This is a genomic window from Nitrogeniibacter mangrovi (assembly GCF_010983895.1).
Taxonomy (GTDB): domain Bacteria; phylum Pseudomonadota; class Gammaproteobacteria; order Burkholderiales; family Rhodocyclaceae; genus Nitrogeniibacter; species Nitrogeniibacter mangrovi.
In genome coordinates this window covers 284,872-308,599 of the sequence record NZ_CP048836.1, presented here as the reverse complement: position 1 = coordinate 308,599, position 23,728 = coordinate 284,872, and the positions used below count along the sequence as shown (strand labels likewise).

General features: G+C 68.0%; 21 protein-coding genes and 1 tRNA gene. 3 read left to right on the top strand and 19 right to left on the bottom strand.

Annotation, left to right across the window (positions count from 1 at the left end; genetic code table 11):
- The first annotated feature begins 151 nt into the window (after positions 1 to 151).
- Together G3580_RS01350 and G3580_RS01345 are read left to right on the top strand one after the other, a co-directional pair.
- A complete protein-coding gene (locus G3580_RS01350) occupies positions 152 to 1,819 on the top strand; it encodes a pyrroloquinoline quinone-dependent dehydrogenase (RefSeq protein WP_173763558.1) in 1,668 nt (555 codons plus the stop codon).
- A gap of 13 nt (positions 1,820 to 1,832) precedes the next feature.
- On the top strand, positions 1,833 to 2,288 hold the full coding sequence (locus G3580_RS01345; RefSeq protein ID WP_173763557.1) for a c-type cytochrome: 456 nt from the start codon (positions 1,833 to 1,835) through the stop codon (positions 2,286 to 2,288).
- Positions 2,289 to 2,351: 63 nt separating this feature from the next.
- Here the strand turns inward: G3580_RS01345 and G3580_RS01340 are convergent.
- Positions 2,352 to 2,428, bottom strand: a tRNA-Arg gene (locus tag G3580_RS01340).
- A 123-nt stretch (positions 2,429 to 2,551) separates the two neighbouring features.
- On the opposite strand from G3580_RS01340, the gene G3580_RS01335 reads away from it, so the two are divergent.
- Positions 2,552 to 2,977: a c-type cytochrome gene (locus G3580_RS01335; protein WP_173763556.1), complete on the top strand. Its 426-nt coding sequence runs from the start codon at positions 2,552 to 2,554 to the stop codon at positions 2,975 to 2,977.
- A gap of 57 nt (positions 2,978 to 3,034) precedes the next feature.
- Here G3580_RS01335 and G3580_RS01330 read toward each other — a convergent pair whose 3' ends face one another.
- From G3580_RS01330 to G3580_RS01245, 18 genes are all read right to left on the bottom strand, one after another.
- A complete protein-coding gene (locus G3580_RS01330; RefSeq protein ID WP_173763555.1) occupies positions 3,035 to 3,175 on the bottom strand; it encodes a hypothetical protein in 141 nt (46 codons plus the stop codon).
- Between the two features lie 20 nt (positions 3,176 to 3,195).
- Positions 3,196 to 5,187, bottom strand: a complete 1,992-nt coding sequence (locus G3580_RS01325; protein WP_173763554.1) for a UvrD-helicase domain-containing protein — start codon at positions 5,185 to 5,187, stop codon at positions 3,196 to 3,198.
- Between the two features lie 110 nt (positions 5,188 to 5,297).
- Entirely contained in the window at positions 5,298 to 5,978 is a 681-nt protein-coding gene (locus G3580_RS01320) for a DUF4197 domain-containing protein (RefSeq protein ID WP_173763553.1), read from the bottom strand.
- 135 nt (positions 5,979 to 6,113) lie between these two features.
- The gene (locus tag G3580_RS01315; RefSeq protein WP_173763552.1) at positions 6,114 to 6,470 is read right to left on the bottom strand and encodes a phenol hydroxylase subunit P4; all 357 of its coding nucleotides are present in this window, start codon (positions 6,468 to 6,470) and stop codon (positions 6,114 to 6,116) included.
- Between the two features lie 57 nt (positions 6,471 to 6,527).
- On the bottom strand, positions 6,528 to 8,045 hold the full coding sequence (locus tag G3580_RS01310) for a YHS domain-containing protein (protein WP_173763551.1): 1,518 nt from the start codon (positions 8,043 to 8,045) through the stop codon (positions 6,528 to 6,530).
- 14 nt (positions 8,046 to 8,059) lie between these two features.
- The gene (locus tag G3580_RS01305) at positions 8,060 to 8,329 is read right to left on the bottom strand and encodes an MmoB/DmpM family protein (RefSeq protein ID WP_173763550.1); all 270 of its coding nucleotides are present in this window, start codon (positions 8,327 to 8,329) and stop codon (positions 8,060 to 8,062) included.
- An 8-nt stretch (positions 8,330 to 8,337) separates the two neighbouring features.
- Positions 8,338 to 9,330, bottom strand: coding sequence for an aromatic/alkene monooxygenase hydroxylase subunit beta (locus G3580_RS01300; protein WP_173763549.1), 993 nt, complete (start codon positions 9,328 to 9,330; stop codon positions 8,338 to 8,340).
- A 222-nt stretch (positions 9,331 to 9,552) separates the two neighbouring features.
- Positions 9,553 to 11,235: a sigma-54-dependent Fis family transcriptional regulator gene (locus G3580_RS01295; protein ID WP_173763548.1), complete on the bottom strand. Its 1,683-nt coding sequence runs from the start codon at positions 11,233 to 11,235 to the stop codon at positions 9,553 to 9,555.
- Positions 11,236 to 11,340: 105 nt separating this feature from the next.
- A complete protein-coding gene (locus tag G3580_RS01290; protein ID WP_173763547.1) occupies positions 11,341 to 12,264 on the bottom strand; it encodes a diguanylate cyclase domain-containing protein in 924 nt (307 codons plus the stop codon).
- On the bottom strand, positions 12,257 to 14,998 hold the full coding sequence (locus G3580_RS01285) for a hybrid sensor histidine kinase/response regulator (RefSeq protein ID WP_173763546.1): 2,742 nt from the start codon (positions 14,996 to 14,998) through the stop codon (positions 12,257 to 12,259). Before G3580_RS01285 ends, G3580_RS01290 begins: the two co-directional genes overlap by 8 nt.
- Entirely contained in the window at positions 14,985 to 15,545 is a 561-nt protein-coding gene (locus G3580_RS01280) for a YfiR/HmsC family protein (protein WP_173763545.1), read from the bottom strand. Before G3580_RS01280 ends, G3580_RS01285 begins: the two co-directional genes overlap by 14 nt.
- Before the next feature lie 58 nt (positions 15,546 to 15,603).
- Positions 15,604 to 17,538: a carotenoid biosynthesis protein gene (locus G3580_RS01275; protein WP_173763544.1), complete on the bottom strand. Its 1,935-nt coding sequence runs from the start codon at positions 17,536 to 17,538 to the stop codon at positions 15,604 to 15,606.
- 45 nt (positions 17,539 to 17,583) lie between these two features.
- Positions 17,584 to 19,683 carry a TonB-dependent receptor plug domain-containing protein gene (locus tag G3580_RS01270; protein ID WP_173763543.1) on the bottom strand — a complete coding sequence of 700 codons (2,100 nt, stop codon included), beginning with the start codon at positions 19,681 to 19,683 and terminating at the stop codon, positions 17,584 to 17,586.
- 121 nt (positions 19,684 to 19,804) lie between these two features.
- A complete protein-coding gene (gene lipA, locus G3580_RS01265) occupies positions 19,805 to 20,752 on the bottom strand; it encodes a lipoyl synthase (protein WP_173763542.1) in 948 nt (315 codons plus the stop codon).
- A 23-nt stretch (positions 20,753 to 20,775) separates the two neighbouring features.
- Complete coding sequence (gene lipB, locus G3580_RS01260; RefSeq protein ID WP_173763541.1) at positions 20,776 to 21,420, bottom strand: lipoyl(octanoyl) transferase LipB; 645 nt, start codon at positions 21,418 to 21,420, stop codon at positions 20,776 to 20,778.
- Position 21,421: 1 nt separating this feature from the next.
- On the bottom strand, positions 21,422 to 21,697 hold the full coding sequence (locus G3580_RS01255; RefSeq protein ID WP_173763540.1) for an HP0495 family protein: 276 nt from the start codon (positions 21,695 to 21,697) through the stop codon (positions 21,422 to 21,424).
- Entirely contained in the window at positions 21,687 to 22,547 is an 861-nt protein-coding gene (locus G3580_RS01250) for a D-amino acid aminotransferase (RefSeq protein WP_173763539.1), read from the bottom strand. The genes G3580_RS01255 and G3580_RS01250 overlap by 11 nt, the downstream gene beginning before the upstream one ends.
- 10 nt (positions 22,548 to 22,557) lie before the next feature.
- Positions 22,558 to 23,685, bottom strand: coding sequence for a D-alanyl-D-alanine carboxypeptidase family protein (locus tag G3580_RS01245; protein WP_173763538.1), 1,128 nt, complete (start codon positions 23,683 to 23,685; stop codon positions 22,558 to 22,560).
- Positions 23,686 to 23,728: the final 43 nt, after the last annotated feature.

The window sequence follows — 23,728 nt, the reverse complement described above, 5'->3', positions numbered from 1 at the left end:
TTCAGCGCCATGCCAAGCACAGCCATGCCTGCAGAATCGTTGGCATGACGCTTGCCTATGAGACTCCCGCGTCAAAGCAATGCACCGTCCGTTCTGACATGGGCGGAACGGACGGCCCAACAATGAAAACGCGGGAGACATACCAGTGCACATGGCACCCAAAAACACACGGATCGCGGCAGGCGCCGCAGTCATCGCCATCGCAACCATCCTCGGTCCGGTTCCGGCCGGCGCGGCGGACACCGGCGCACAACCCGGCGACTGGCCCGAATATCACCGCACCTACCGGGGCTGGCGCTTCAGCCCGCTGGAACAGATCAACGCGGCCAACGTGAAGAAACTCAAGGTCGCCTGGATCCATCAGCCCGGCGACATCGCCCAGGGGCTGCAGGCCACGCCCCTGGCGATCGACGGGGTGCTCTACTACATCGCCGCCAACAACCGCGTGTTCGCGGTGGACGGCCAGACCGGAAAGGAGCTGTGGCACTACTACGCCGAACTCGACCCGGTCACCTCGCGGCTGCTGTTCGCCTCCTACAACCGCGGCGTCGCCGTCGGCCATGGCAAGGTCTATTTCGGCACCCTGGACGGACGCCTCATCGCCCTCGACCAGAAAACCGGCAAGCCGCTGTGGAAGACCCCGCTGGTCGACACCGAAAAGTCGTCGGGGAGCAACTTCACCTCGGCACCCACGATCGCCGGCGACGTGGTCATCATCGGCCCCACCGGCGGCGACCTGGCCCAGCGCGGGCACATCTTCGGCCTCGACGCCGAAACCGGGAAGCGCCTGTGGGCCTTCGAGACCCTGCGCGACGACCCGAAGAGCTGGCCCAAGGAGGCCATCGCCACTGGTGGCGGCGGTGCCTGGATGACGGGTCAGTACGACCCGGGCACCGGCCTGTACTACGTTGGCGTCTCCAACGCCGCGCCCGACTTCGACGGCTCGGTGCGCCCGGGCGACAACCGCTACACCGCCACCGTGCTGGCGATCGAACCGAAGACCGGCACGCTGCGCTGGCATCATCAGGAAGTGCCGCACGACGTGTGGGACTTCGACTCCGCCTACGAATCCCTGCTGATCGACACGGGCTCAAAGCACCTCATGACCCACCTCAACAAGGGCGGTTTCGTGACCGTGCTGGACCGCACCACCGGGCAGGTGGAAAACGTGTGGCCGCTCGCCGAGCACATCAACTGGGTGAAATCCGTCGACCCGAAGAGCGGCGAACTGCACGGGCGCAACGAACCGGTGACCGGCCAGACCAAGACGCTGTGCCCCAGCGTGCTGGGCGCGCGCAGCTGGAACCACGGCGCCTACAGCCCGAAGACCGGGCTGTGGTACACCAACGCCAACGAGTTCTGCAACGCCGTCAAGGTGGGGCCCCAGGATCCGAAGGACATCGCCTTCTCCCAGCCCTTCTTCGCCTTCGCCGAACTGAAGTTCGTGGCGCCACCGGGGGGCAAGGCGAGCAGCCGCCTCGAGGCCGTCGATCCGCTCACGGGGAAGAAAGCCTGGTCCATCGCCTACGACCTGCCCAGCCTCGGCTCGGTCCTGGCCACGGGCGGCAATCTCGTCTTCAACGGCGACAGCCAGGGCCTGGTGCACGCCTATGACGCCCGGAACGGCAAGGAGCTGTGGACCTTCAACACCGGCTCGGGCATCCGCTCCGGCATCATCAGCTACGCCGTCGGCCACAAGCAGTACCTGCTGGTGCCATCGGGGTTCGGCTCCCTGTTCCCGGCCTTCGCCTCGGGGCTGTTCCCCGGCTTCAAGGAAGCCCGCGGCGGCGCGGCCCTGATCGCCTTCACCCTCGAATGACCAGGAGAGATGCATGAAACGCCTTCGAGGCAGCCACTTCCCGGGACCGCGCCCGCTGACCGGCCTCGCCCTGCTCGGCCTGGTCGCGGCGTTCGCCATGCCCCCGGCCGATGCCGCCGCGGACCCGGGCGCCCGACACGACGCGCCCCCCGAGGCAACGGTCACCGTGCCCTCCGCCGAACAGCTGCGCGACCCGGTATGGATCGCGGCCGGCAAACAGAAGTTCATCCACACCTGCGCCTACTGCCACGGCACCGAGGGCGAAGCCGGCAAGACCCGCTCGTTCAAGACCCGCACCGGCTGGGACCCCCGGATCATCCACGACACCATCGTCAATGGCCGGGTCAATGGGCCCAACGTCATGCCGTCGTGGAAGGGCTCGATTCCGGACCCGCTGGTGTGGAAGATCGTCGCCTACATCAAGTCCCTGTCCGCGGACTTCGAGGCGGGACAACAGGCGACCCGATGACGCCGCCGCGGCGGTGAAAAAGAAAAGGGCCGGATCCTCGAGGATCCGGCCCTTTTCGCGTTCTGGCGCGCCCGGCGCGATTCGAACGCACGACCCCTGCCTTCGGAGGGCAGTACTCTATCCAGCTGAGCTACGGGCGCATGGAAGGCGGCAAGCATACCGCCTTTTGCCCAAGGCGTCCACGCGTAGCGCTTTCGCAGGGCAGCATCGCTCGTTATAATCGTCGGGTTTTGAAAATTGCCCCGCTTTTCAAGGAAACCCGCATGACCCAATCCCGCGCCCTCATCGCCCTTGCCGCCGCGCTCGCCCTGCCGCTGGCCGGCTGTGGCAAGGACAAGACCATCGACAGCGAACTGTCCGCCACCCTGACCCAGCCCGTGGCGCAGGTCGAGCTCAAGGTCCAGAAGGAAGAACCCGGCAAGCGCACCGGCGAGGAGATCGTTGCCAAGGTGTGCAGCGGCTGTCATGGCTCTGGTGCCCTGGGTTCCCCCAAGACCGGCGACACCAATGCCTGGGCGCCGCGGATCGCCCAGGGCTACGATGCCCTGATCGCCTCGGCCACCAACGGCAAGGGCAACATGCCGCCCAAGGGTGGCGCGGCCGATCTGACCGACAAGGAACTGGCCCGTGCCGTGGCCTACCTGGCCAACAAGGGCGGTGCCGACTTCAAGGCCCCGCCGGTCGAGTAAGCGCCGACGCGGTTCAGGAAAAAAGCGGCCCTCGGGCCGCTTTTTTCTTGGCCGTGCTCAGCGCCGGTCCCGCTTGTCCTCCCGGCGAGCCAGCACCACGAAATAGCCGATGATCGCCACCATCGGCACGGCGATGACCGCCAGCAGCGTGAATTTCCCCACCGTGCTGCCGAGCACCCAGGAAACGAAATCTCTCACTGTGAGCGCCCCCGCCCCGGTCAGCCCGGGGCCCCCTTGGCCGCCAGCAGGGCCTTGATATTGGCCAGCCGCGCCTTGCCTTCGTCCTGGCTGACGGGGGCGTCGTCCTTGCGCGCCATGGCGATGCCCTCGCCCATCTCGCCGATGAAGCGCGAGGCCTCGCACACGCGTACGTCGGCGCCGGCCTTGCGGCGCTCGCACCAGGTGATGGTGAGCGAGCGCTGGGCGCGGGTGATGCCCACGTACATGAGGCGGCGCTCCTCTTCCAGATTGCCCTCGTCGAGCGCGCTCTGGTGCGGCAGCATGCCCTCCTCCACGCCGACCAGGAACACATGCTTGAACTCCAGCCCCTTGGAGGCATGCAGGGTGGCGAGCTGGACACCCTCGAACTCGGCGTCGTCCTTGTCGAGCATGGAGATGAGGTTGATGGTCTGGGTCAGTTCGATGAGGTTCTTGCCGTCCTGCTCGCCCTTGCGCCCCAACCATTCGACGAAGTCGCGCACGTTGAACCACTTGGCGTCGGCCTCGCGGGTGTCGCAGCTGCTCATGAGCCAGGCTTCGTAGTGGGTCTCGGTGAGCAGTTCCTCGAGCAGGCGGCCGGCCGGTTCGCGCTCGGCGCGGAAGGTCAGGCGGTTGATGAACTGGCCGAAGGTCTGCACCGCCTCGAGCTGCTTGGCGTTCAGGTGCTGCGCCACGCCCTCTTCGAAGGCGGCCTCGAACAGGCTCACGTGGCGCTTGCCGGCATAGGCGCCGAGCGCTTCGAGGGTGCTCGGCCCCACGCCCCGGCGCGGCGTGGTGATGGCGCGGATGAAGGCCAGATCGTCGTCCGGGTTGAGCATCAGGCGCAGGTAGCTGATGAGATCGCGGATCTCGGCCTTGTCGAAGAAGGACTGGCCACCCGAGATCACGTAGGGAATCTTGTGGTTGCGCAGCTGCTGCTCGAACAGGCGCGCCTGGTGGTTGCCGCGGTAGAGGATGGCGTAGTCGGAGAACTGGGTGCCGAACTCGAACTTGTGCGCCTGGATGCGCATGGCCACCAGCTGGGCCTCGTTCTCCGGGTCGCGCGCGCCGACCACGCGGATCGGGTCGCCGGGGCCGTGCTCGGACCACAGCTTCTTCTCGAACAGCTTCTCGTTGTTGGCGATCAGGGTGTTGGCGGCGCCGAGGATGCGCGCGCTGGAGCGGTAGTTCTGCTCCAGCTTGATCACCTGCAGCTTCGGGTAATCGGTCTGCAGCAGGCGCAGGTTCTCCACGTCGGCGCCGCGCCAGGCGTAGATGGCCTGGTCGTCGTCGCCCACCGCGGTGAACGCGCCGCGGTCGCCGGCGAGCAGGCGCAGCAGGGTGTACTGGGCGCGGTTGGTGTCCTGGTATTCGTCGATGAGCAGATAGCGCAGGCGCTGCTGCCAGCGCTCGCGCACCTCGTCGTGCTCGGCGAACAGGCGCACCGGCAGGTTGATGAGATCGTCGAAATCCACCGCCTGGTAGGCGCGCAGGGTGCGCTCGTATTCGCCATAGACCTTGGCCGCGGCGGCGGCGATGTCGTCGGCGGCGATCTTGACCGCCTCCTCGGGCGGGATCATGGCGTTCTTCCAGCTCGAGATCTGCCACTGCAGGGTGCGGGCGAAGGCCTTGTCGGCGTCACCGGCCACGTCGGCGACGATCTGGGTGGTGTCCGAGCTGTCGAGGATGGAGAACTGGGGCTTGAGCCCGCAGTGCTTCGCCTCCTGGCGCACGATGCGCACCCCCAGGGCGTGGAAGGTGCACACGGTCAGGCCCTTGGCCTTGCCGCCGCCGAGCAGGCCGCCGACGCGTTCCTGCATCTCCTTGGCGGCCTTGTTGGTGAAGGTGATGGCGGCGATGTTGGCGGGCGAGAAGCCGCAGTCCTCGACCAGGTAGGCGATCTTGTGGGTGATCACCCGCGTCTTGCCGCTGCCGGCGCCGGCCAGCACCAGGCAGGGACCGTTCAGGTAACGGATGGCTTCGCGTTGGGGGGCGTTCAGACCGGGGGACATGGGCAGGCTTCAGAAACGGCACGCCGCCCGACGGGGCGGCGCGGGATCCACAGGGCGCCCCATTCTACCGGAGCGGCACGCCCGCCCGGGCGCGCGCCGACAAGCGCACCTTACTTGATGGCCTCGAACACCTTTTTCGCCAGCGAACCGGCCGCCTGCATGGGGTTGGCGCGAATCTCGCGCTCCTGCTCGGCGATGGTGGCGTACAGGCCGTCGAGCGCCTTGGCGGTCACGAAGGTCTCCACCGAGGTCTCGTCGCCCTTGAGCAGGCCCGCCTTGGCCACCTTGCCGGCGACCTTGTTGTACTGGTTGGCCAGCGACAGGCGGTCGGTCTGCTTGCTGACCACGGGCAGGAAACGCTCGGTGAGCGCTGCGCGGGTCTTGGATTCGAAATACTGGGTGACCGAGTTGTCACCGCCGGTGAGGATCTTCTTGGCGTCGTCCACGCTCATCTGCTTGACGGCGCTGACCAGCAGATCCTTCGCCTCCGGCACGGCGGCCTCGGCGGCGCGGTTCATGGCCGTCTGCAGCTCGTCGAGCTCATCCGACTTGCCCATCATCTTGAGGAGCGGCCGGGTCTTTTCGAGGGCGTTGGGCAGCGGGATGCGCACCTTGGCGTTGTTGAGGAAGCCGCCCTTGGTCCCCAGCTGCGACACGGCGGCCTCGGCGCCCTGCTGCAAGGCCTCCTTGAGCCCGCCGGTGGCCTGTGCATTGGAGAGGAGGTCCAGTGCCCCGGCGAAGGCCGGCGCGGAGATGAGGAACACGCACAAGGCGCGGACGATGGCTCGCATGGGGCACTCCCGGCTGATGTCAGGCGAGTAGCTTAACACTCGGCCACAGGCGACGTCCGTCCGTGTCCTGGCGTTTTCAAGTTCACACAATTGGCGGTGCCGACCCGGCGGGCCGGCACCGTATACCTCAGTGCCTCAGCGCGGTGCGCACAGGGTATTGAGCCCCGGGGTGTGGAAGCGGATCTCCATCTTGTGGCGTACCCCGTTGTCGGCCAGGCTGCGCGCGAAATCGGGCTGCCAGGGCTGGTTGCCCAGGCGCCATTCGACGGCCTCCCAGTCCACCGACGCGGCATCCGGATCGGCGGCGATCAGGGTCGACAGCGGCCCATGGACGAAGTCGCCGAAGCGCATGTCGGGCGGCACGCTCATCATGAACGGCGCCGCGAAGAGCAGGTGCTGGTCCCAGCTGGCGTACACCAGCTGCTTGTCGCCGAAGCCCTCGGCGCGGTCGCGGGGCACGCCCGCGTAGGGTTTGGTTGCGGTCACGGTCATTGCGGACTCCTCGTGTCGGCGGGCGGGCACGCGCTGGCGCCCCCGCCCGGCATCGTGTCACTGGTTGGTGGTGGCCAGGCCGCGCCAGGCGTTGAAGTGCTGCTGGTCGCGGGAACCTTCGTAGTCGCCGTTGTCCTGGCCGTCGATCATGCCGACCCAGTCCATCCACGCGGGCACGTTGAGATCGAACTCGCGCGCCAGCGCCGGCATGGGCAGCCAGGCCTGGATGAATTTCTCGGTCTCGTGCTCGAAGATGTGCTGGCAACCGTCGGAGCAGAAGTGGTAGGTCTCGCCGTCGTGCTCGAGCGAGCGGTGGCAACGCTGGGTGGGATCGTCCGGCTCGGTGAACACCACCGGCAGCTGGCACACCTGGCACAGCTTGGCGAGGCCGAAGTTCTTGAACTGACGGCCCTCGGCGGCGCACTGGCGCAGGTACTCCCAGCGCGGCCGATAGTACGTGTCGAAGGTGTCGGGATACTTCTGCGACAGCCAGTCCATGTCGGCCTCGGGCGGGATCCAGCTGTGGAACGCGGTGCCGAAACTCCACTGGTAGAGCCCGAGCATGAGCTGGTGCGACATGTGGTCGATGGCCTTCTCGGCGTCGTCCCAGCCCTCCGGCGGGCGGATGCCGTAGCGCGCCAGATCGCGGAACAGGGCGCCGCCGTTCTCCACCCCATACACCTGCCACGCCTCGCGCCAGGACATGACGCGCTTGGGCAGCATGTAGTCCATCATCGCGCTGACCAGGCCGAGCACGCGGAAGCCGCGCCAGAACCACTTGTCGATCCATTGCTGCACGATGGGAAGGTTGGCCGGGTCCTGTTCGAGCATGAACTTGATCACCTCGAGCCCGAGGGTCATGTGGCGCGCCTCGTCCGACTGGGCGGAGAAGCCGAAGGTGACCGTGGCCATGTCGCCGTTGTAGGCCGCGCCCGACATGAAGGGCACGAACAGCAGGTTGGTGAGCACGTACTCGAAGGAAAAGCCGATCGCGATCATGAACTCGAACGGCCCGGCCGACATGGCATCGTCGAAGAAGGAGCGCGGCACCGAGGTGTACCAGATGCGGTCGCGCGCGTCGGCGAAGGCATGGAAGCCGTCGTAGTAGCGGTTGTAGTTCGACATCGCATGCACCTGGGTCTGCGCATGGCGGATCTCGTCGATGGCCTGCATCTGGCAGGCCACCTGGGCGCCGACGCCGGGGAATTCCCGCCCGACCCGGGCGAAGCCCTTGTGCGCCGCGTACTCGCCCGGGCTGATGGCCTGCAGGAAGATCTTGAGCGCGGTCAGATAGCGCGCGTCGGTGATGTTCAGGTGGCCGTTGTTCTGGGCGTGGGCGTCGATGATGGCGTAGTACTTGCGCTCCTTCTCCGCCTGGTATTTCCAGTACGCGTCCATGGTGAGACGGAACGGATCTTCCCACTTGTCCCAGTCGTGGATCCTGATGCCTTCGTAGGTGGCGTAGGGATACAGGGTCTCCTGCGTCTGGCAGCTCGGTATCCAGCCCAGGTCGCGCGTCATGGTGCGGTAGCGCTCCTTGAGGCCGAGTTTCTTCTTGGCGACTTTCATGTCCATGGGGGTGTCCTCCTTCAGCCGTGCCAGACGAGGCTCAGCGTGTCCTCGTCCTCGTCTACGTTGCCCGACAGGGTGATCAGGTTGATGTGCAGTTCCTGCAGGTCGTAGGCGCGTCCGATCTGCGCCTCGACGGTGTCGCGCCGGATGGTGAGCCGGTCCGGGGCCTCGATGCGGACCATGGCGGGCTGATGCTCGATGCGCGCCAGCGGGTTGTCCGCGACAATGGCCTCGACCACCGGACGGGTCTCCTCGTTGGCCTGCAGGGCGATGAATACGTTCGACATGGCGTCCCTCACTGGCCGAGGCCGAGCTTGCCCATGCGGGCATTGAAGGCGCTCACCTGTGCGTCCACCGCCTCGGCGGCGCCGTCCCCGAGCGCCAGCGCGGCCACCGGCCCCAGGGCCTCGACCGCGCGATCGCGCCAGTGGTCCAGCCACTGATCGATCTGGGCGCGATTGGCCTCCGACTCGGCCGCGGCCACCTTGAGCACCGCATCGACCCAGCGGCGCGTCTCGCCGAACCAGTCGCTCATGAACTGGGTCAGCATGGCCAGGGCGCTGCCGCCTTGGGCCGAGAACACCGCGTCCACGATGTGCTCGTACACCAGCGGGTAGAGCAGCCCGTCGAGCGCGGCGTTCTGCGCCACGAACAGCGCGAAGGGGTCGCGCACCGCCATGCTGTCCTCCAGGTAACGGCGCAGCGGCTGCCAGGCAGCGTCGTCCATCCAGGCCTGCTTGCCGGCCTCCAGCGCGCCCGCATCGGCCAGCAGCAGGCCGAGCCGCGACAGGTACTGGGCGACGGCCAGATGATCCATCGCGTGGTACATGCACGGCTGGGTGAAGGTGACGCCGAAGCCATAGCCGCAGATGAAGGTGTTGTTCTGGTTGGCGCCCCAGGCGACATGGCGCAGCGGCATCAGCAGCGCCAGCGCGGTGTCGCGCAGCGCCGGGTCAATCAGGTCGATCAGGCCGCGCGCCTCGACGAAGGCGAAGTTGGCCTCGGTGGCCTCCTGCTGCCGCGCCCGGGCGAGGGTGTAGGTGTTGTAGTAGAACTGGCGCGGATCGCGCAGATCGTGCCAGTCGGCCATCACGATCTGGGTGATGGCCGGATCGTAGAGCGCCTGATCCGGGTCCCAGGTGGGTCGGTAGTGCAGGTTCTCGGCCGCCTGCAGGTCGTAGCTACCCTCCTGGTAGCGCGAGGCGGGTTTGTCGCCGAAGCGACGGACCAGGTGATCGTAGGCATTGCGCTGGGGCTCGATGCTTACGGTACGAAGGTCGATTTGCATGAATGATCTCCTCCATCAGGGGCCCGCGGGATCGCCGGCCAGCGCACCGGATCGATTTTTTTGATGGTGCGCTCAGCCTGGTTTATGCAGAGGCCGTGCCAGAGGATTCAAGCAATTGAATTACTGGAGGATTTCCCGATTCTTCAGGGACAACGCAGTGCGCCCGGATTTGACCATTTGGTCAACGAATCCAGGATGTCGACCAATTGGTCGATCCACGCCTCAGGCCCGGGACGGGCGATCGGCGCGGTCGCGCTTGAGCCGGTAGTCCAGCTGGCGCCGGGTGATGCCCAGCATGCGCGCCGCGCGGGCCAGGTTGCCGCCGGCGCGCGCCACCGCCAGATCGAGCATGCGGCGCTCGAAGGCGTTGAGGTCGAAGGGCTCGTCGAGCAGGGCCTCGCAGGTGCGCTCGCGGCGCACGACATCGGCGCGGCCGACCACGCCGGAGGCGTCGAGCCCGACGTCGGCCTGGGCCGGCGGTTCGGCGAACAGGTGCTCGAGCTCGATGCGCCCGCCTTCGGGGGCCAGCAGCACGCCGCGCTCGACCAGGTTCTCCAGCTCGCGCACGTTGCCGGGCCAGTCGTGGGCCATGAGCGTCTCCATGGCGCGGTCGGAGACGCCCTCGATGCGCTTGTCGTAGCGCTTCACGTACTTGGTCGTCAGGGCCGCGACCAGCAGGGGGATGTCGCTCTTGCGTTCGCGCAGCGGCGGGATCGTGACCGGATAGGTGGCGAGGCGGTAATACAGGTCGGCGCGGAAGCGCCCGTCCGCGATCGCCTGCTTGAGGTCCACGTTGGTGGCCGCCACCACGCGCACGTCCACGGTGCGCGTGTGCTGGTCGCCGAGACGCTCCAGCTCGCCGCTCTGGAGCACGCGCAGCAGCTTCACCTGGGTGGCGGGCGACAGATCGCCCACTTCGTCGAGGAACAGGGTGCCGCCGTCGGCCCGCTCGAAACGCCCGGGGCGCGACTGCTGGGCGCCGGTGAACGCGCCCTTCTGCACGCCGAACAGCTCCGACTCGATCAGCTCGTGCGGGATGGCGCCACAGTTGATGGCGACGAAGGGCCGCGCGGCGCGCTCGCTGTGTTCATGCAGCCAGCGGGCGAACAGCTCCTTGCCGACGCCGGTCTCGCCGAGCAGGAGCACGTTGATGGGGCTGCGCGCCGCCTTGCTGAGCAGGTCGAAGGCGTGGCGGAAGGGGGCCGAGCTGCCCACCAGCCAGCCGGGGCTGACCTGGGTGCGCAGGCGGCCGCGCAACTCGTCGAGCTCGGCCGCCATCTTGCGCAGCAGCCCGTCCACGTCCTCGGGATCGAAATACGCCAGATAGGGGTCGTCGCCCCACTCCTCGACCGGCTTGCCGACGATGACGCAGTGCTCGTCGCCGCGCGCCACGCAATGGGTTTCCTTGAACACGATCTGGCGCTTGAAGAAGTTCGAGGTGTAGCCCGAGGCGTAGCCCACCAGCGACCAGCACGCCGGCTCGTCGCCGGGGCCGAAGGACTGCAGGTGCGACTCGGCCTCCCAGGAACCCTCCCATTCGGCCTCGCCGCGGAAGATCCGCCGGGACCAGTCGATGGCCGCGTTGTCGGACACCTTGACCTTGACCAGCCCCTCGAAGGCGTGCAGCTGCGGGCCGATGCGGAACACGTCGAAGTTGTCCCCCTCGCCCACCAGCTTGCGCGCCAGCTCCGCATCCTTCTGCCCGGAAAGGAAGCCCATGCGCAACAGCAAGCCCTTGGCCCGCGTCGCCCCGAGGGTGTCGAACAGCTCGCGGCGCAGGGCGCCGAGCGACTGGGCGTGGAGCAGCAGCATGCGGTTCTCGCCCAGCCAGATCCGCCCCGCATCCAGATCGAAGCGCAAGCGCGAGCGCAGGTTGAATTTCTCGATGAGCGGGTCGACCGCCATGCCTGTCTCCTTGGCCGCGACCTCGTCCGGGTCGCTCGTCATCCGCGCCGCGGTGGGGATCCACGCGCGCGAAGGAAGACTCAGTGTAGCCCAGCGCCGCGCGGATCAGCCGGGCGCATCCACCGATCCGGCACACAGGCGGTTGCGCCCGGCCCGCTTGGCCTCGTAGAGACGGCGGTCGGCCTCGACCAGTAGTACCTCCGGCGCCAGGTCGACGCTCGGCACCACCACCGCGACGCCGATGCTGATGCTGACCGTGCCGTCCACGATCGGGTGGCGGTGAGGAATCGCCGCTTCCGCCACCGCCGCGCCCATGCGCTGCGCGACGGTCTGGGCGCCGGCCAGGTCCACACCCGGCATCAGGCACACGAACTCCTCTCCGCCATAGCGGGCGACGGTGTCGCAGGCGCGCTTGGTCTGTGCCGCCAGCGCCTGCGCCACGGTGTACAGGCAGCGGTCGCCCTCGGCATGGCCGTGGTGGTCGTTGTAGGCCTTGAAATGGTCCACGTCGGCGAGGATCAGCGCCAGTGGATGCCCAAGCCGGATGCCGCAGCGCCAGGCCGAGGCCAGGGCCTCGTCGAAGGCGCGCCGGTTGGCGATCTGGGTGAGCCCGTCCACCGTCGACAGGCGCTGCCAGTGGTCGCGCAGGCGCTTGAGTTCCACATGGGTGCGGATGCGCATCTTGAGAATGGGCGGGGAAAACGGCTTGGTCACGTAGTCCACCGCGCCGATCTGCAAGCCCAGCGCCTCGTCGTCCTCCTCGCCCATGGCGGAGATGAAGATCACGGGGATGTCGCGCGTCGCCTCGTCGGCCTTGAGGCGGCGACACACTTCGTAGCCGTCCATGCCCGGCATCATCACGTCGAGCAGGATCAGGTCGGGCCGCTGCTCGGCGAAGGCGCGGTTGAGCGCGGCGGCACCGTCGGTGGCCACCACCACGTCGAACTCGGGCACCAGCAGGTTGCCCAGGATGTTGATGTTCGAGCGCTCGTCGTCGACGATCAGCACGCGTGGTTTCGACTCATCCATCGGAAGCCTCTTCGGAAAGGGTCCGCACGGCCGCGGACAGGGCCTCGAGCGCGCGCAGGGCGGCGTCGAAATCAAAGGCCTGCACCGCGCGGGTCAGGGTGTTCAGCTCCGGCTGGCAACGCCCGCCCAGGGCCTGTGCCAGGCGCTCGAGCCGTTCGGTTGCCGCGAAGTTGCCTTCGCGCAGAGCCTGGGCCAGGGCCTCGATGCACGCCGGGACGCGCGCCGCGTCGAAATCGGCCGGCACGGTCACGGGCGACGGGGCCAACGCCGCGATGGCTGCGGTCAGTTCGCTCAACGCGGCCTCCACTGCCGCGAGCGCCGCCGCCGGGTCGGCACCGTCGCGATGGACGCGCTCGAAGGTCTGCAGACGGGATTCGAGCTCGCGGGCGCCGAGATTGGCGGCGGTGCCCTTGAGGTTGTGGGCCACCCGCGCCGCGCCCGCCCGATCACCCGCCTCGATGGCTTCGCGCAGGCGCCTCGCGCTGCCGGCATGATCCTGGGCGAACTCGCGCAACAGGCGGCGGTACAGATCGTCCTTGTAGCCGGCGCGCGCCAGGCCGGCGCTCACGTTCACGCCCGGCAGCAGCAGCTCCGTCCCCCCGGTGGCAGCAGCACCGGCCGCGGCCGAGCGCACCGGCAGCCAGCGCCCCAGCACGGCGGCCAGCGCGTCCGGATCGATCGGCTTGCCCAGGTGCGCGTTCATCCCCGCCGCCAGGCACTGGACCCGGTCCTCGTCGCGCCCGTGGGCGGTCATGGCCACGATCGGCAGCGCGGCGGCCTCATGGCGGGCGCGAATCCGGGCGGTGGCCTCGTAGCCGTCCATGTGCGGCATCTGCAGATCCATGAGCACCAGGTCGATGGCCATGCGCTCGACCGTCTCGACGGCCTCGACCCCGTTCTCGGCGGTCACCACCTGCAGCCCCAGACCGTCCAGCAGCTCGATCATGAGGCTGCGATTGACCCGGTTGTCGTCCACCACCAGCACCCGGGCGCCCGCGCGCGGCTGCGGGGGCGGGGCGGCGGCAGCCGGCGCGGCATCGCCCCGCGCCCGCGCCAGCGTGGCGGTGAACCAGAAGGTGCTGCCCTGGCCGGGCGTGCTGTCCACGCCGATTTCGCCGTCCATGAGGGTGACGAGGCTGCGGCTGATGGCCAGCCCCAGCCCGGTACCGCCATGCTTGCGGGTGATGGAGCTGTCGGCCTGGGTGAAGGACTGGAACAGGCCGTCGACCACCTCCGGGGCGATGCCGATGCCGGTATCGGTGACTTCGAAGCGCAGCACCGGTGCCTGTTCCGCCGGCGACACGCAGCGGATGTCGAGGCGCACGCCGCCGCGCTCGGTGAACTTGAGGGCGTTGCCGACGAGATTGGTCAGCACCTGCTTGAGCCGCGGCGCATCGCCCGCCAGGGTCTCGGGCACCGCCGCGTCCACATGGGCCTCGAGGCGCAGGCCGCGCTGCTCGGCGAGCACGCCGAACAGGTCGAGCAGGTCATCGGCCAGCGCACGCACGCCGAAGTCCTCCACGTCCAGCGCCATCTTGCCGGCATCGAGCTTGGAGAAGTCGAGGATGTTGTTGATGATGCCCATGAGCAGGTCGGTGGCCTTGCGGATGCTCGCCAGATAGCCGCGCTGGCGGCTGTCGAGGCGGGTGCGCTCGGCCAGATGGCAGTAGCCGGTCACCGCATTGAGCGGGGTGCGGATCTCGTGGCTCATGTTGGCCACGAACAGGCTCTTGGCTCGGGTGGCGGCCTCGGCGGCTTCCTTGGCCTCGAGCAGCTCGTGCTGGACGCGCTTGAGCGCGGTCACGTCGGCATAGCTGAGGATGTGCGCCGGCTCGTCGAAGTAGCCGATGGGGTGCGACGAGGCCAGCACCCAGTGGCGCCGCCCGTCGTGGTCCTCGATTTCCACCTCGCGCCCGTCGACCCGCTCCAGACCCGCGTGCGGTCCGCTCAGCGGCACGCGCCCCTGGCGCACCACGTGGAAGTCGCTGCCCGCGCGCCCCGGCAGGGTGCCGACCGGGACCGCGAACAGGTGAGCGGCAGCCTCGTTGGCGCGCAAGATGCGGTCGTCGCGCCGGCGCACCAGCATCATCGGCACCGGCGCGGCCTCGAACACCGCCCGCAGGTGGCGCTCCGAGCGCGCGATCTTGCGCAGCAGGTTGACCACCACCCACCAGATGCCGCCGATGACCACCAGCAGCAGCGCGGCGCCGATGGACAGCTTGTCGCGCACGTCCTGCTTGAGCTCCTCGACGAACAGCAGGTTGGCATCGAAGCGGGCGATGCCGATCAGCTCGTGGGTGGTGCGGGTGTACAGCGGCACATCGATGGCCAGGCAGTCGCCGCAATCGCCGCTGCGCTTGTCCAGATCGAGCAGGCCGACCGGTGCGGCGATCGTGTCGTAGTCGATCTCGGTCTTGAGGCCGAGGAAGATCGGCTCGCCGGTGGTCGGCTCGCGCGCGATGAGGATCTCGTCCATCACCGCCGCCAGGCGCCGCCGCGCCGCCTCGGGATCGGCGCCGAGGAGCGCGTCGGCCAGGCTGGTGGCCTGGGAGCTGGCCAGCGCGGTGGCGTTGGCACGCGCGTTGGCGTCGAGCCGGGGCGCGAGCACGGCGAACCAGTAATAGGCGACGAAACCCGCCAGACAGATCATGAGGGCGAGGAACAGCGGCGTCACGGCGACGCCCGCCGGCCATCTCATGCGCACCCGACGGCGCTTGGGCTCAGGGCTGTTCATAGCGCTCGGCGATCCGCAGGAAGAAGGGTTTGATGCGCACGCCGGCGGCATCCAGCGCGGCCACGTTCACATAGGGCAGGACCCGGTCGCTGACCGCGATGCCCGCCGCCACGCCCCGCTCCACGTCGCCCTCGAAGGGCGAGAAGCTCAGCAGGTGGTGGCGCCGACAATAATCGACAAGGGCGGTCGTGTCCTCGCCCAGACGCTGGGCGACGAACACGCCCGCAATGTGATCGCGACGCTGATCCAGCAAGGCCTCGACCGGCACGATGTCCACCGCCAGCGGGATGCCCCGGATCGCGCCCTTGTCGCGCAGGCCCTGGGCGAGGCGCTCGACCTGCGCGGCGTCGTCGCGATAGACCAGCAGCACCCGCAGGGCGTCGCCGCTGCGCTTCTTGCCGATGTCTTGGTCGGCGGCGAGTACGGCGGGGAAGAGGTTGATGCCCACCGCCACGCGCCGGGCATCGTATTCGTCGGCCGCGACCGCGCCGAGCCAGGGCGAACCGATCAGGATCAGCGCCGCCAGGGTGGCGCACAGGGAGCGCATCCAGCCCCGGCCGCGCGGGCGGCGGGGCGATGCGGGCCGCCGCGGCGCGCCGGCGCGCTCAGTCAGCCACAGTCCCTTCGACGCTTCTGCAGAAACCATTGAGTTCGACGTAGGCCTTGCCGGCGTTGTCGCCGCCGACCGTGGCCGCCCCCTCCCAGTATTCGGGGCCGGGCCAGAATCCGTGTTTCGCACGCAGCTCCTGATCCTGCACCATGGGTTGGACCTCGTACGTTTGGCCCTCGACGGTAACACGCCAGCCGGACGGGTAGGTACATCCGGTGTGCGGGCTCTTCCAGTGGCCGAGCACCTCGACCTGGAACTGGTCGCCCATGATCGGCCGGGTATGGCCCTCGGCATCGGTGATGGAGCCGGCGCGCTCGACCCGGTTGGACTTGCCGAGGATGTCGTAGAGCATGATCTGGCGATTGTCGTCGAGCTCGATGGCGAACCACTGCCAGCCCTTGACGATGGCCTGGTAGAGCTCGCCGTACTGGCGGTCGTACCAGCTGGTGCCGGTCACGTGGTAGGTCTTGCCGTCCACGGTGATGGTCCCGCGGGTCGCCATCCGCACCCGCGAGTAGTAGTAGGTGTAGCCGCCAAAGCGATAGGGATGGGCATCGCCGCCGTAGTGCAGCGCGGTCGGCTTGGTCGCCTGCATCTCGAGATCGAGCACATAGCCGCCCACCTCGCTGTGGATGCGATCGACCCGGTCGTCGCCCACCGCACGGATGATGTCATGGGGGCCGGCGTTCAGATCGAAGCGCTTGTCGGTCTTGCGTGGCAGATGGAACTTGAGGTGTTCGCCGAAGCGGAAGCGGTCGGCGGCCACGTCGGTGATGGCGACCTGGGTGAGCTGGTCGCGCATGAACAGGAAGCTGTCGAAGCTGAAGAACACCACCTCGAAGCCGAAACGGCGCCCTTCGGCGGTCTCCAGATGCCCCGTCCAGTACCACCACTGCACGTCCTGGTCGGGCAGGAAGGCATCGTCGCCGGGCAGCGTGACCGGGCCGATGAGCCCCTTGTGCGGATGCATGGCGGCCAGGCCGAAACCGGCCGCCATGGCCAGCACCATCGCCGCCAGCAGGTGACGCCGGCGGCCGCTGCCCGCGCCGCCGCTGAGACTGTGCAGGCCCAGCCGGCCACGCGCCGGCCACAGGAAGCCGCTCAGGCCGAACAGGGCGAACACCGGCAGCACCAGCGCCAGCGCCGGGGTGCGGTGGTGCAGCCCGGTGGCGAAGAGGATGAACAGCGAGGCGCCATAGAGGAACAGGGGCGGCGCCAGCACCCCCGGATCGAGGGTCACGTCCGCCGGCGCGCGCAGCAGCGGCCGGATCGCCAGCATCAGCCACAGGCCGAAGAACGCGGCCACCAGCATGGTCGGATCGATGATCGCCAGCGATTCGACCCACAGATAGCCGATCATGACCGCCATGAAGCTGCCGAAGGCCAGCGGCACCGCCAGCCACGGCGCCAGCGCGCGAAAGGCCGGACGGGCCGGCCCGCGCCGCAACAGCAGCTCGAACCAGGCCGCATAGCCGGCGACGATGACGAACCAGCCCACGTAGTTGGTCCAGGGAATGCCGAACCAGTCACCCGGCTTGGCCCACACCCAGAAATCCAGGGAGACGAAGGCCGGATCGGAGACGAAATCGATGGCCGTGGCGAGCAGGCCGGCGACAATGGGCAGCACCCATGGCGACAGGCGCAGGGTGCGCACGGTGGCGAGCACCGCGTAGATGATGGTGCCCCAACTGAGCACCACGCCCAGGGGCACCGGCCCGGGCAGCGCCACCAGCGCCTGGGTGTAGCGGTACGGCGGCACCGCCTTGGAGACCTGCGAGTACTCGATCAGAAAACCGAACACGATGGCGGCGGGAATCACCCACAACAGGCCGCGCTGCCGCCGCCAGGCATGCACCAGCATGAACACGGTGAGCAGATAGTTGAGGCTCTGCAGGACGAGAAAATCGGTCGACGGTGTCAGGGCGTGCATTGGGGGGATGTCCTCTTGTTGTTCTTTGGCGTGAGATCGGACCGCTCAGAGCGACCAGGACAGCTCGATCCAGCCGGTGCGGCCGGGCTGGCGATAGTCGTTCGCATACGACGGGATCGCGCCACCGAGCCAGTCCAGCGTCATGGGCGCCGGGTAGCGGATCTGGCGATCGAAGAGGTTGCGCACCCCGAACCGAACCGTCGCCGCATGCACGCCCGGCAGGCCGATGTTGGCACTCAGGTCGACGGTCTGATAGCCGGAGAGGGACTCGCGGGTATCGTTGGACTCGCGTTCGCGGTCGCCCACATGGCGCACCCACAGGGCGTAGTCCTGGTGCGCGCCGGGCTCGTAGCGCAGCACCACGTTGGCCAGCCGGTCGGCGGCGCCGGCCACCGGGTCACCCGTATCGACCTGGGTGCTGTCGGCCAGGCTCAGATTGGCCTCGAGCCGCCAGCGCGGGCCGAAGCGCTGGCGCAGTTCCATCTCCACCCCGCGGGTGCGCACGTCATTCACGTTGTCGAAGCCGAGAATGCCGGCGTCGACGATCAGGTCGTGCAGTCCCGAGCGGAAGCCGATCAGCCGGAACTCGGTATCAGGCGACTTGAACACGTAGGCGAGCTCTGCGGTGCGGATGGTCTCGGGCCGCAGGTCGGGTTTGAAGGCGGTCTCGTAGAACGCGGGCGGGCGGAACGCCTCGGCGTACTGCGCCTTGAGGATGTGATGCCGCCCGAGCCGCCACACCGCCGCCAGCCGCGGCGAGGTGTTGTGGCCGAAGTCGTCGTAGTCGTCGTAACGAACCCCGGCGGTGACGGTCACGTCCTCGCTGGCGCGGTATTCGTCCTGCATCGTGACGCTGAGGATGCGACGGCTGCGATCCTCGCCGGGCCAGGGAATGCCGTCGTCGTGGACATACCGGGTCGGCACGGCGAGCGGGTTCTTGGTCACCGGGTCGATGTTGTTGCGCTGCCAGGCGTCCTGGACGTCGATGCGTGTCGCCCCCAGCGCCATCAGCAGGCGATGATTCGTCCACCCTTCCCACACCAGATCGGCATCGGCCGACAGGCGCTGCTCCTCGTAGAAGCCCTCGGAGGTGTAGCCGTCCGGCAACAGGGTGGGCGCGTAGGCGGAGTTGAGCCAGACAAAACCCTTCGGCAACATCCGGATGTCGTAGCTGTTCTGGAACTGCTGCCAGCCCAGCGACACGCTGCCGCGCAGATCCTCGGCCAGCGTCCACTGCCCCTTGCCGCCCAGCGTCAGGTACCGGTTGCGGTAGTCGGTTCCACGCGCATCCGACGCATCGAGGACGTTGATGGTGCCGAAATGATCGCCGTAACCATCCTCGACGTAGGCGAAGGACAGGGACAGGGCGTCGTGATAGAGATCCAGCAGCAAGGAGCGCTGCTCCATACGGTCATTGACCGGCCCCGGCGCATTGGACAGCGCCGACTGCATGGCGTTGTTGCCGTTGTAGAGCGCGTCCCGGCCCGAATCAACGCCGGCGCCGCGCGCGCTCCAGCCGCCCGCGTTGATGCTGCCGCCGCTGTGGCCGTCCGCGCTCTGCCAGCTGGTGAAGGCGCCGCCGGTGTAGGTGTCGTGTTCGTCGGCGCGCACGAAGCCGCCGCTGGCCTGCTTGCGGGTGATCACGTTGAGCACGCCGGCATAGGCGAACTCCCCGTGCACCGCCGAGCCCGGCCCGCGCACCACCTCGATGTGGTCGACCAGCTCGACCGGCAGGTTCAGGACCGGATTGGCATTGGCCGTCAGGGCCGAGTTCATCGAGCGGCCATTGAGGAGGATCTTCATGTTGCCGGAGGCGAAGTTGCCGCCAACGCCGCGCACCAGGGTCTGGCGGCCGCCGATCTGGTCGATCGAGGGCTCCACGCCCGGCACCAGCCGGAGGGCTTCCCACACCGTACGCACGCCCAGCTCGACCAGCTCCTCGCCATGGAGCACGGTCACCAGGCCGGGCACGTAGTCCGCGTTCAGGCGTGTCTTGGTGGCGATCTCGGTCTGCTGATCGAGCACCTGCATGAGCTGGCGCAGGTCCGCCGCATCGTCATCGGTGGTGGCCGCGGCGGCGCCGAAGCACCATCCGCATGCCAAGAGCAAAGCTGCGCCCTGACGCAAGCCCCGTTTTCTTGTCATTGTTTTCCCCTGCCATCGGACGGCGCACGGCACCGCGATCAAATGTCTTGATCACAGTTATCGTCTGGCAGGGGGCCGGCTTGAGCGTATGGCGGGAAAAACCCGTCCCGAATGAACGGGTTCAGACCACTCCGGCGCCGTGGGCCTGCTGGTCGGCCCAGTAGCTGGAGCGGACCATCGGACCGCAGGCGGCGTTCCTGAAACCCATTTTCAGCGCCTCGGTCTCGAACATCTTGAAGGTGTCCGGATGCACGTAGCGCAGCACCGGCAGGTGGCCGCCGGAGGGCTGCAGGTACTGGCCGATGGTCAGCATCTCCACATCGTGCGCGCGCAGGTCGCGCATCACCTCGAGGATCTCCTCGTCGGTCTCGCCGAGGCCGACCATGAGGCCCGACTTGGTGGCGACGTCCGGGTGGCGGGCCTTGAAGGCCTTGAGCAGGTCGAGGGAGTACTGGTAGTCGGAGCCCGGGCGGGCCTGCTTGTACAGGCGCGGCACGGTCTCGAGGTTGTGGTTCATCACGTCCGGCGGGGCCTGATCGAAGATGGCCAGGGCGATGTCCATGCGGCCGCGGAAGTCGGGCACCAGCACCTCGATGCTCGTCTTGGGCGCGCGGGCGCGGGTCTCGCGGATGCAATCGACGAAGTGCTGGGCGCCGCCGTCGCGCAGATCGTCCCGGTCCACCGAGGTGATCACCACGTAGTTCAGGCGCATGGCGGCGATGGTCTCGGCCAGATCCCTGGGCTCGTCGGCGTTGAGCGGGTCCGGGCGGCCGTGGCCGACGTCGCAGAAGGGGCAGCGCCGGGTGCAGATGTCACCCATGATCATGAAGGTGGCCGTGCCCTTGCCGAAGCATTCGTGGATGTTGGGGCAGGAGGCCTCTTCGCACACCGTGTGCAGCTTGTGGTCGCGCAGCGTGGCCTTGATCTCGTTGAAGCGCTCGGCCTCGGCGCCGGCGCCGATCCTGATGCGGATCCATTCGGGCTTCTTGAGCCGCTCCGCGGGCACGATCTTGATGGGGATGCGGGCGGTCTTGTCGGCGCCGCGCTGTTTCCGGGTCTTGGTTTCCATGTTCTTCCCTCGACGCCCGGCCCTTATGCGGCCGCCGCGTCCACCTTGCGCATCGGGGGCAGCAGCCGGGCCAGATGGCCGACCAGCCGGTCGCGCACCTCCTCGTGCGAGGCGCTCACCCCGAAGTCCTTCAGTTGTATGGTCTTGAGGCCACTATAGCCACAGGGGTTGATCCACGTAAATGGTGTCAAGTCCATATCGACATTGAGACTCAATCCGTGGTAGCTGCAGCCGTTGCGCACCCGCAGCCCGAGCGCCGCGATCTTGGCGCCGTCGATGTACACCCCCGGCGCGCCGGCCTGGCGCTCGGCAGCGAGGCCGTAGTCGGCCAGGCAGTCGATGAGGGCCTGCTCCATGAGCGTGACCAGTTCGCGCACCCGGATACCGCGCCGGCGCAGATCGAGCAGCAGGTAGATCACCAGCTGGCCGGGGCCGTGATAGGTGATCTGGCCGCCGCGGTCGATCTTGACCATGGGAATGTCGGTCTCACACAGCAGGTGCTCCGGCTTGCCCGCCTGGCCGAGGGTATACACCGGCGGATGCTGCACGCACCACAATTCGTCGGGCGTGTCCGCGCCACGGGCATCGGTGTACGCCTGCATGGCGCGCCAGGTGGGCTCGTAGGGAGCCAGGCCCAGATCGCGCACCGTGCACCCGTTGGCCGTCATCTCAGAGCACCACCTTGACCATCGGGTGGCTGGACAGCTCCCGGTACAGCGCGTCGAGCTGCGCCTGCGAGACCGCGCGCACGGTGCAGGTGAGCGACAGGTAGTTGCCCTTGCTCGAGGGGCGCATCTCCATGCAGGCCACATCGAATCCGCTGTCGTGCCGCACCACCACCTCGGCAATGGTCTGGGCGAAGTCATCGACCCGCACCCCCATCACCTTGATGGGGAAATCACAGGGAAACTCGATCAGCGTCTCCCGCTTGTTCTCATCCGCCACAGCGCATGACCTCCTGCTTGAATTCCTGATACCACGCGATCATCCGGGCGGCCATCGGCCCCGGCCGGCCGCGGCCCACCGGCCGCTCGTCGAGCCGGGTGATAGGCAGCACCTCGCGGGTCGAGGAGGCCATCCACAGTTCGTCGGCGCCACGCACCTCGTCTTCGAGCACCTCGCGCACCTGATGGGGCAGGCCCCGATCCGCGGCCAGTTCGAGGACCACGTCGTAGGTGATGCCGGGCAGCATGAGGTGGCTCTTGGGCGGCGCCAGCAGCACGCCGTCGACGACCACGAAGATGCTCGAGGCGGCCCCCTCGGTGAGGAAACCGTCGCGGAACAGCACCGTCTCGGCGCAGCCGTGCTCCGCCGCATGCTGCTTGAGCAGGCAGTTGGCCAGCAGCGACACGGTCTTCAGATCGCAGCGCAGCCAGCGGAAGTCCGCCGCACTCACCGCCGCCACCCCCTGCGCCCGCGTCGCCGCGTCGGGCGTGAGCAGCGGCTCGCTCATGAGGAACACCGTCGGCGTCACCTGCGCCGGGAAGGCATGGTTGCGCACCGCCCCGACGCCCCGGCTCACCTGCAGGTAGACCGATTGGTCAGGCCACGGGTTTCGCGCCACCGCCTCGCGCACCAGGGCCGCCCAATCGGCGTGCGGCAGCGGGTTGGGCAGGCCGATGGCCGCGAGCGAGTTGGCCAGCCGGCGCAGGTGCTCGTCGAGCCGGAACGGGTGGCCCGAGTAGGCGGGGATGACTTCATAGACGCCATCGCCGAACAGAAACCCCCGGTCCATGGGCGAGATGCGCGCCGATTCGAGCGCCTGCCACTGGCCGTTGAGGTAGCACGTGCTCACGATCGGCGCCTCAGAGGCTCTTGATCCACAGCTGCAGCGAATCCCAGGTGCGGCCGAACCAGCCCGCCAGCGGCACCTCCTCGAGGGCCTGGACCGGATAGGTGCCGATGGTCTTGCCCTCCAGCGTGAGGGTGAGCTTGCCCACCGCCTGCCCCTTGCGCACCGGCGCTTCGAGCGGCTGTTCGCTGTTGAGGGTGACCTGCAGCTTATCCGCCTGCCCCTTGGGGATGGAGAGCACGAAGTCCTTGTCGAAGCCGACCTTGACCTGGTCCGCCGTGCCTTGCCACACGCGGAAGCTGGAGACCGACTGGCCCGCCGTGTACAGCTGCACGGTGTCGTAGAAGCGGAAGCCGAAGTTGAGCAGCTTGAGCGATTCCTGGGTGCGCATGGCATCCGAATCGGTGCCCAGCACCACCGAGATCAGGCGCCGCGCACCGCGCTTGGCCGAGGCGATCAGGCAGTAGCCGGCGGTCTCGGTATGCCCGGTCTTGATGCCGTCCACGGTCGGGTCGAGCCACAGCAGCCGGTTGCGGTTGGGCTGGGTGATGTTGTTGTAGCTGTACTCCTTGATGGAATACAGGTCGTAATGGTCGGGAAAGTCCCGCACGATGGCCGCGGCGAGCAGGCTCAGGTCGCGCGCCGTGGTGTAGTGCTCCGGATCCGGCAGCCCGGTGGCGTTGACGAAATGGGTGTGGGTCATGCCCAGGCGCTGGGCCTCCCGGTTCATGAGCGCCGCGAAGGCCTCTTCGGAGCCGGCCACCACTTCGGCCAGCGCCACGCTGGCGTCGTTGCCCGACTGGACCACCATGCCATGCATCAGCTGATCCACGGTGACCTGGTGGCGCGGCTCGATGAACATGCGCGAGCCGCCCATCTTCCAGGCCTTTTCCGACACCGGCACGATCTGGTCGCCGCTCAGGGTGTGGGCCTTCAGGGCCGCGGAGACCACATAGGCGGTCATCAGCTTGGTGAGCGAGGCCGGCTCGATGCGTTCGTCGGCATTGTGCTCGACGAGCGCCTGCCCGGTACCCATGTCGACCAGCAGCCAGGCCTTGGCGGCCAGCGCAGGCGCGGGCGGGACTTGGGCATGGGCGGTCAGGGCGACGAATGAAAACAGCAGTGCAGCGAAAAAGCGCATGGGATCAGCAAATTTCCTGTGAATGAGACAAGACGGGAACACC

What these genes read in the sequence shown, in the direction of transcription:
- G3580_RS01345 (WP_173763557.1), top strand. Translation starts at nt 1,833, where the DNA reads ATGAAACGCCTTCGAGGCAGCCACTTCCCGGGACCGCGCCCGCTGACC.
- G3580_RS01285 (WP_173763546.1), bottom strand. Translation starts at nt 14,998, where the DNA reads ATGAACAGCCCTGAGCCCAAGCGCCGTCGGGTGCGCATGAGATGGCCG.
- lipA (WP_173763542.1), bottom strand. Translation starts at nt 20,752, where the DNA reads ATGGAAACCAAGACCCGGAAACAGCGCGGCGCCGACAAGACCGCCCGC.
- G3580_RS01305 (WP_173763550.1), bottom strand. Translation starts at nt 8,329, where the DNA reads ATGTCGAACGTATTCATCGCCCTGCAGGCCAACGAGGAGACCCGTCCG.
- lipB (WP_173763541.1), bottom strand. Translation starts at nt 21,420, where the DNA reads ATGACGGCCAACGGGTGCACGGTGCGCGATCTGGGCCTGGCTCCCTAC.
- G3580_RS01310 (WP_173763551.1), bottom strand. Translation starts at nt 8,045, where the DNA reads ATGGACATGAAAGTCGCCAAGAAGAAACTCGGCCTCAAGGAGCGCTAC.
- G3580_RS01335 (WP_173763556.1), top strand. Translation starts at nt 2,552, where the DNA reads ATGACCCAATCCCGCGCCCTCATCGCCCTTGCCGCCGCGCTCGCCCTG.
- G3580_RS01320 (WP_173763553.1), bottom strand. Translation starts at nt 5,978, where the DNA reads ATGCGAGCCATCGTCCGCGCCTTGTGCGTGTTCCTCATCTCCGCGCCG.
- G3580_RS01350 (WP_173763558.1), top strand. Translation starts at nt 152, where the DNA reads ATGGCACCCAAAAACACACGGATCGCGGCAGGCGCCGCAGTCATCGCC.
- G3580_RS01300 (WP_173763549.1), bottom strand. Translation starts at nt 9,330, where the DNA reads ATGCAAATCGACCTTCGTACCGTAAGCATCGAGCCCCAGCGCAATGCC.
- G3580_RS01275 (WP_173763544.1), bottom strand. Translation starts at nt 17,538, where the DNA reads ATGCACGCCCTGACACCGTCGACCGATTTTCTCGTCCTGCAGAGCCTC.
- G3580_RS01325 (WP_173763554.1), bottom strand. Translation starts at nt 5,187, where the DNA reads ATGTCCCCCGGTCTGAACGCCCCCCAACGCGAAGCCATCCGTTACCTG.
- G3580_RS01245 (WP_173763538.1), bottom strand. Translation starts at nt 23,685, where the DNA reads ATGCGCTTTTTCGCTGCACTGCTGTTTTCATTCGTCGCCCTGACCGCC.
- G3580_RS01315 (WP_173763552.1), bottom strand. Translation starts at nt 6,470, where the DNA reads ATGACCGTGACCGCAACCAAACCCTACGCGGGCGTGCCCCGCGACCGC.
- G3580_RS01270 (WP_173763543.1), bottom strand. Translation starts at nt 19,683, where the DNA reads ATGACAAGAAAACGGGGCTTGCGTCAGGGCGCAGCTTTGCTCTTGGCA.
- G3580_RS01295 (WP_173763548.1), bottom strand. Translation starts at nt 11,235, where the DNA reads ATGGCGGTCGACCCGCTCATCGAGAAATTCAACCTGCGCTCGCGCTTG.
- G3580_RS01280 (WP_173763545.1), bottom strand. Translation starts at nt 15,545, where the DNA reads ATGCGCTCCCTGTGCGCCACCCTGGCGGCGCTGATCCTGATCGGTTCG.
- G3580_RS01290 (WP_173763547.1), bottom strand. Translation starts at nt 12,264, where the DNA reads ATGGATGAGTCGAAACCACGCGTGCTGATCGTCGACGACGAGCGCTCG.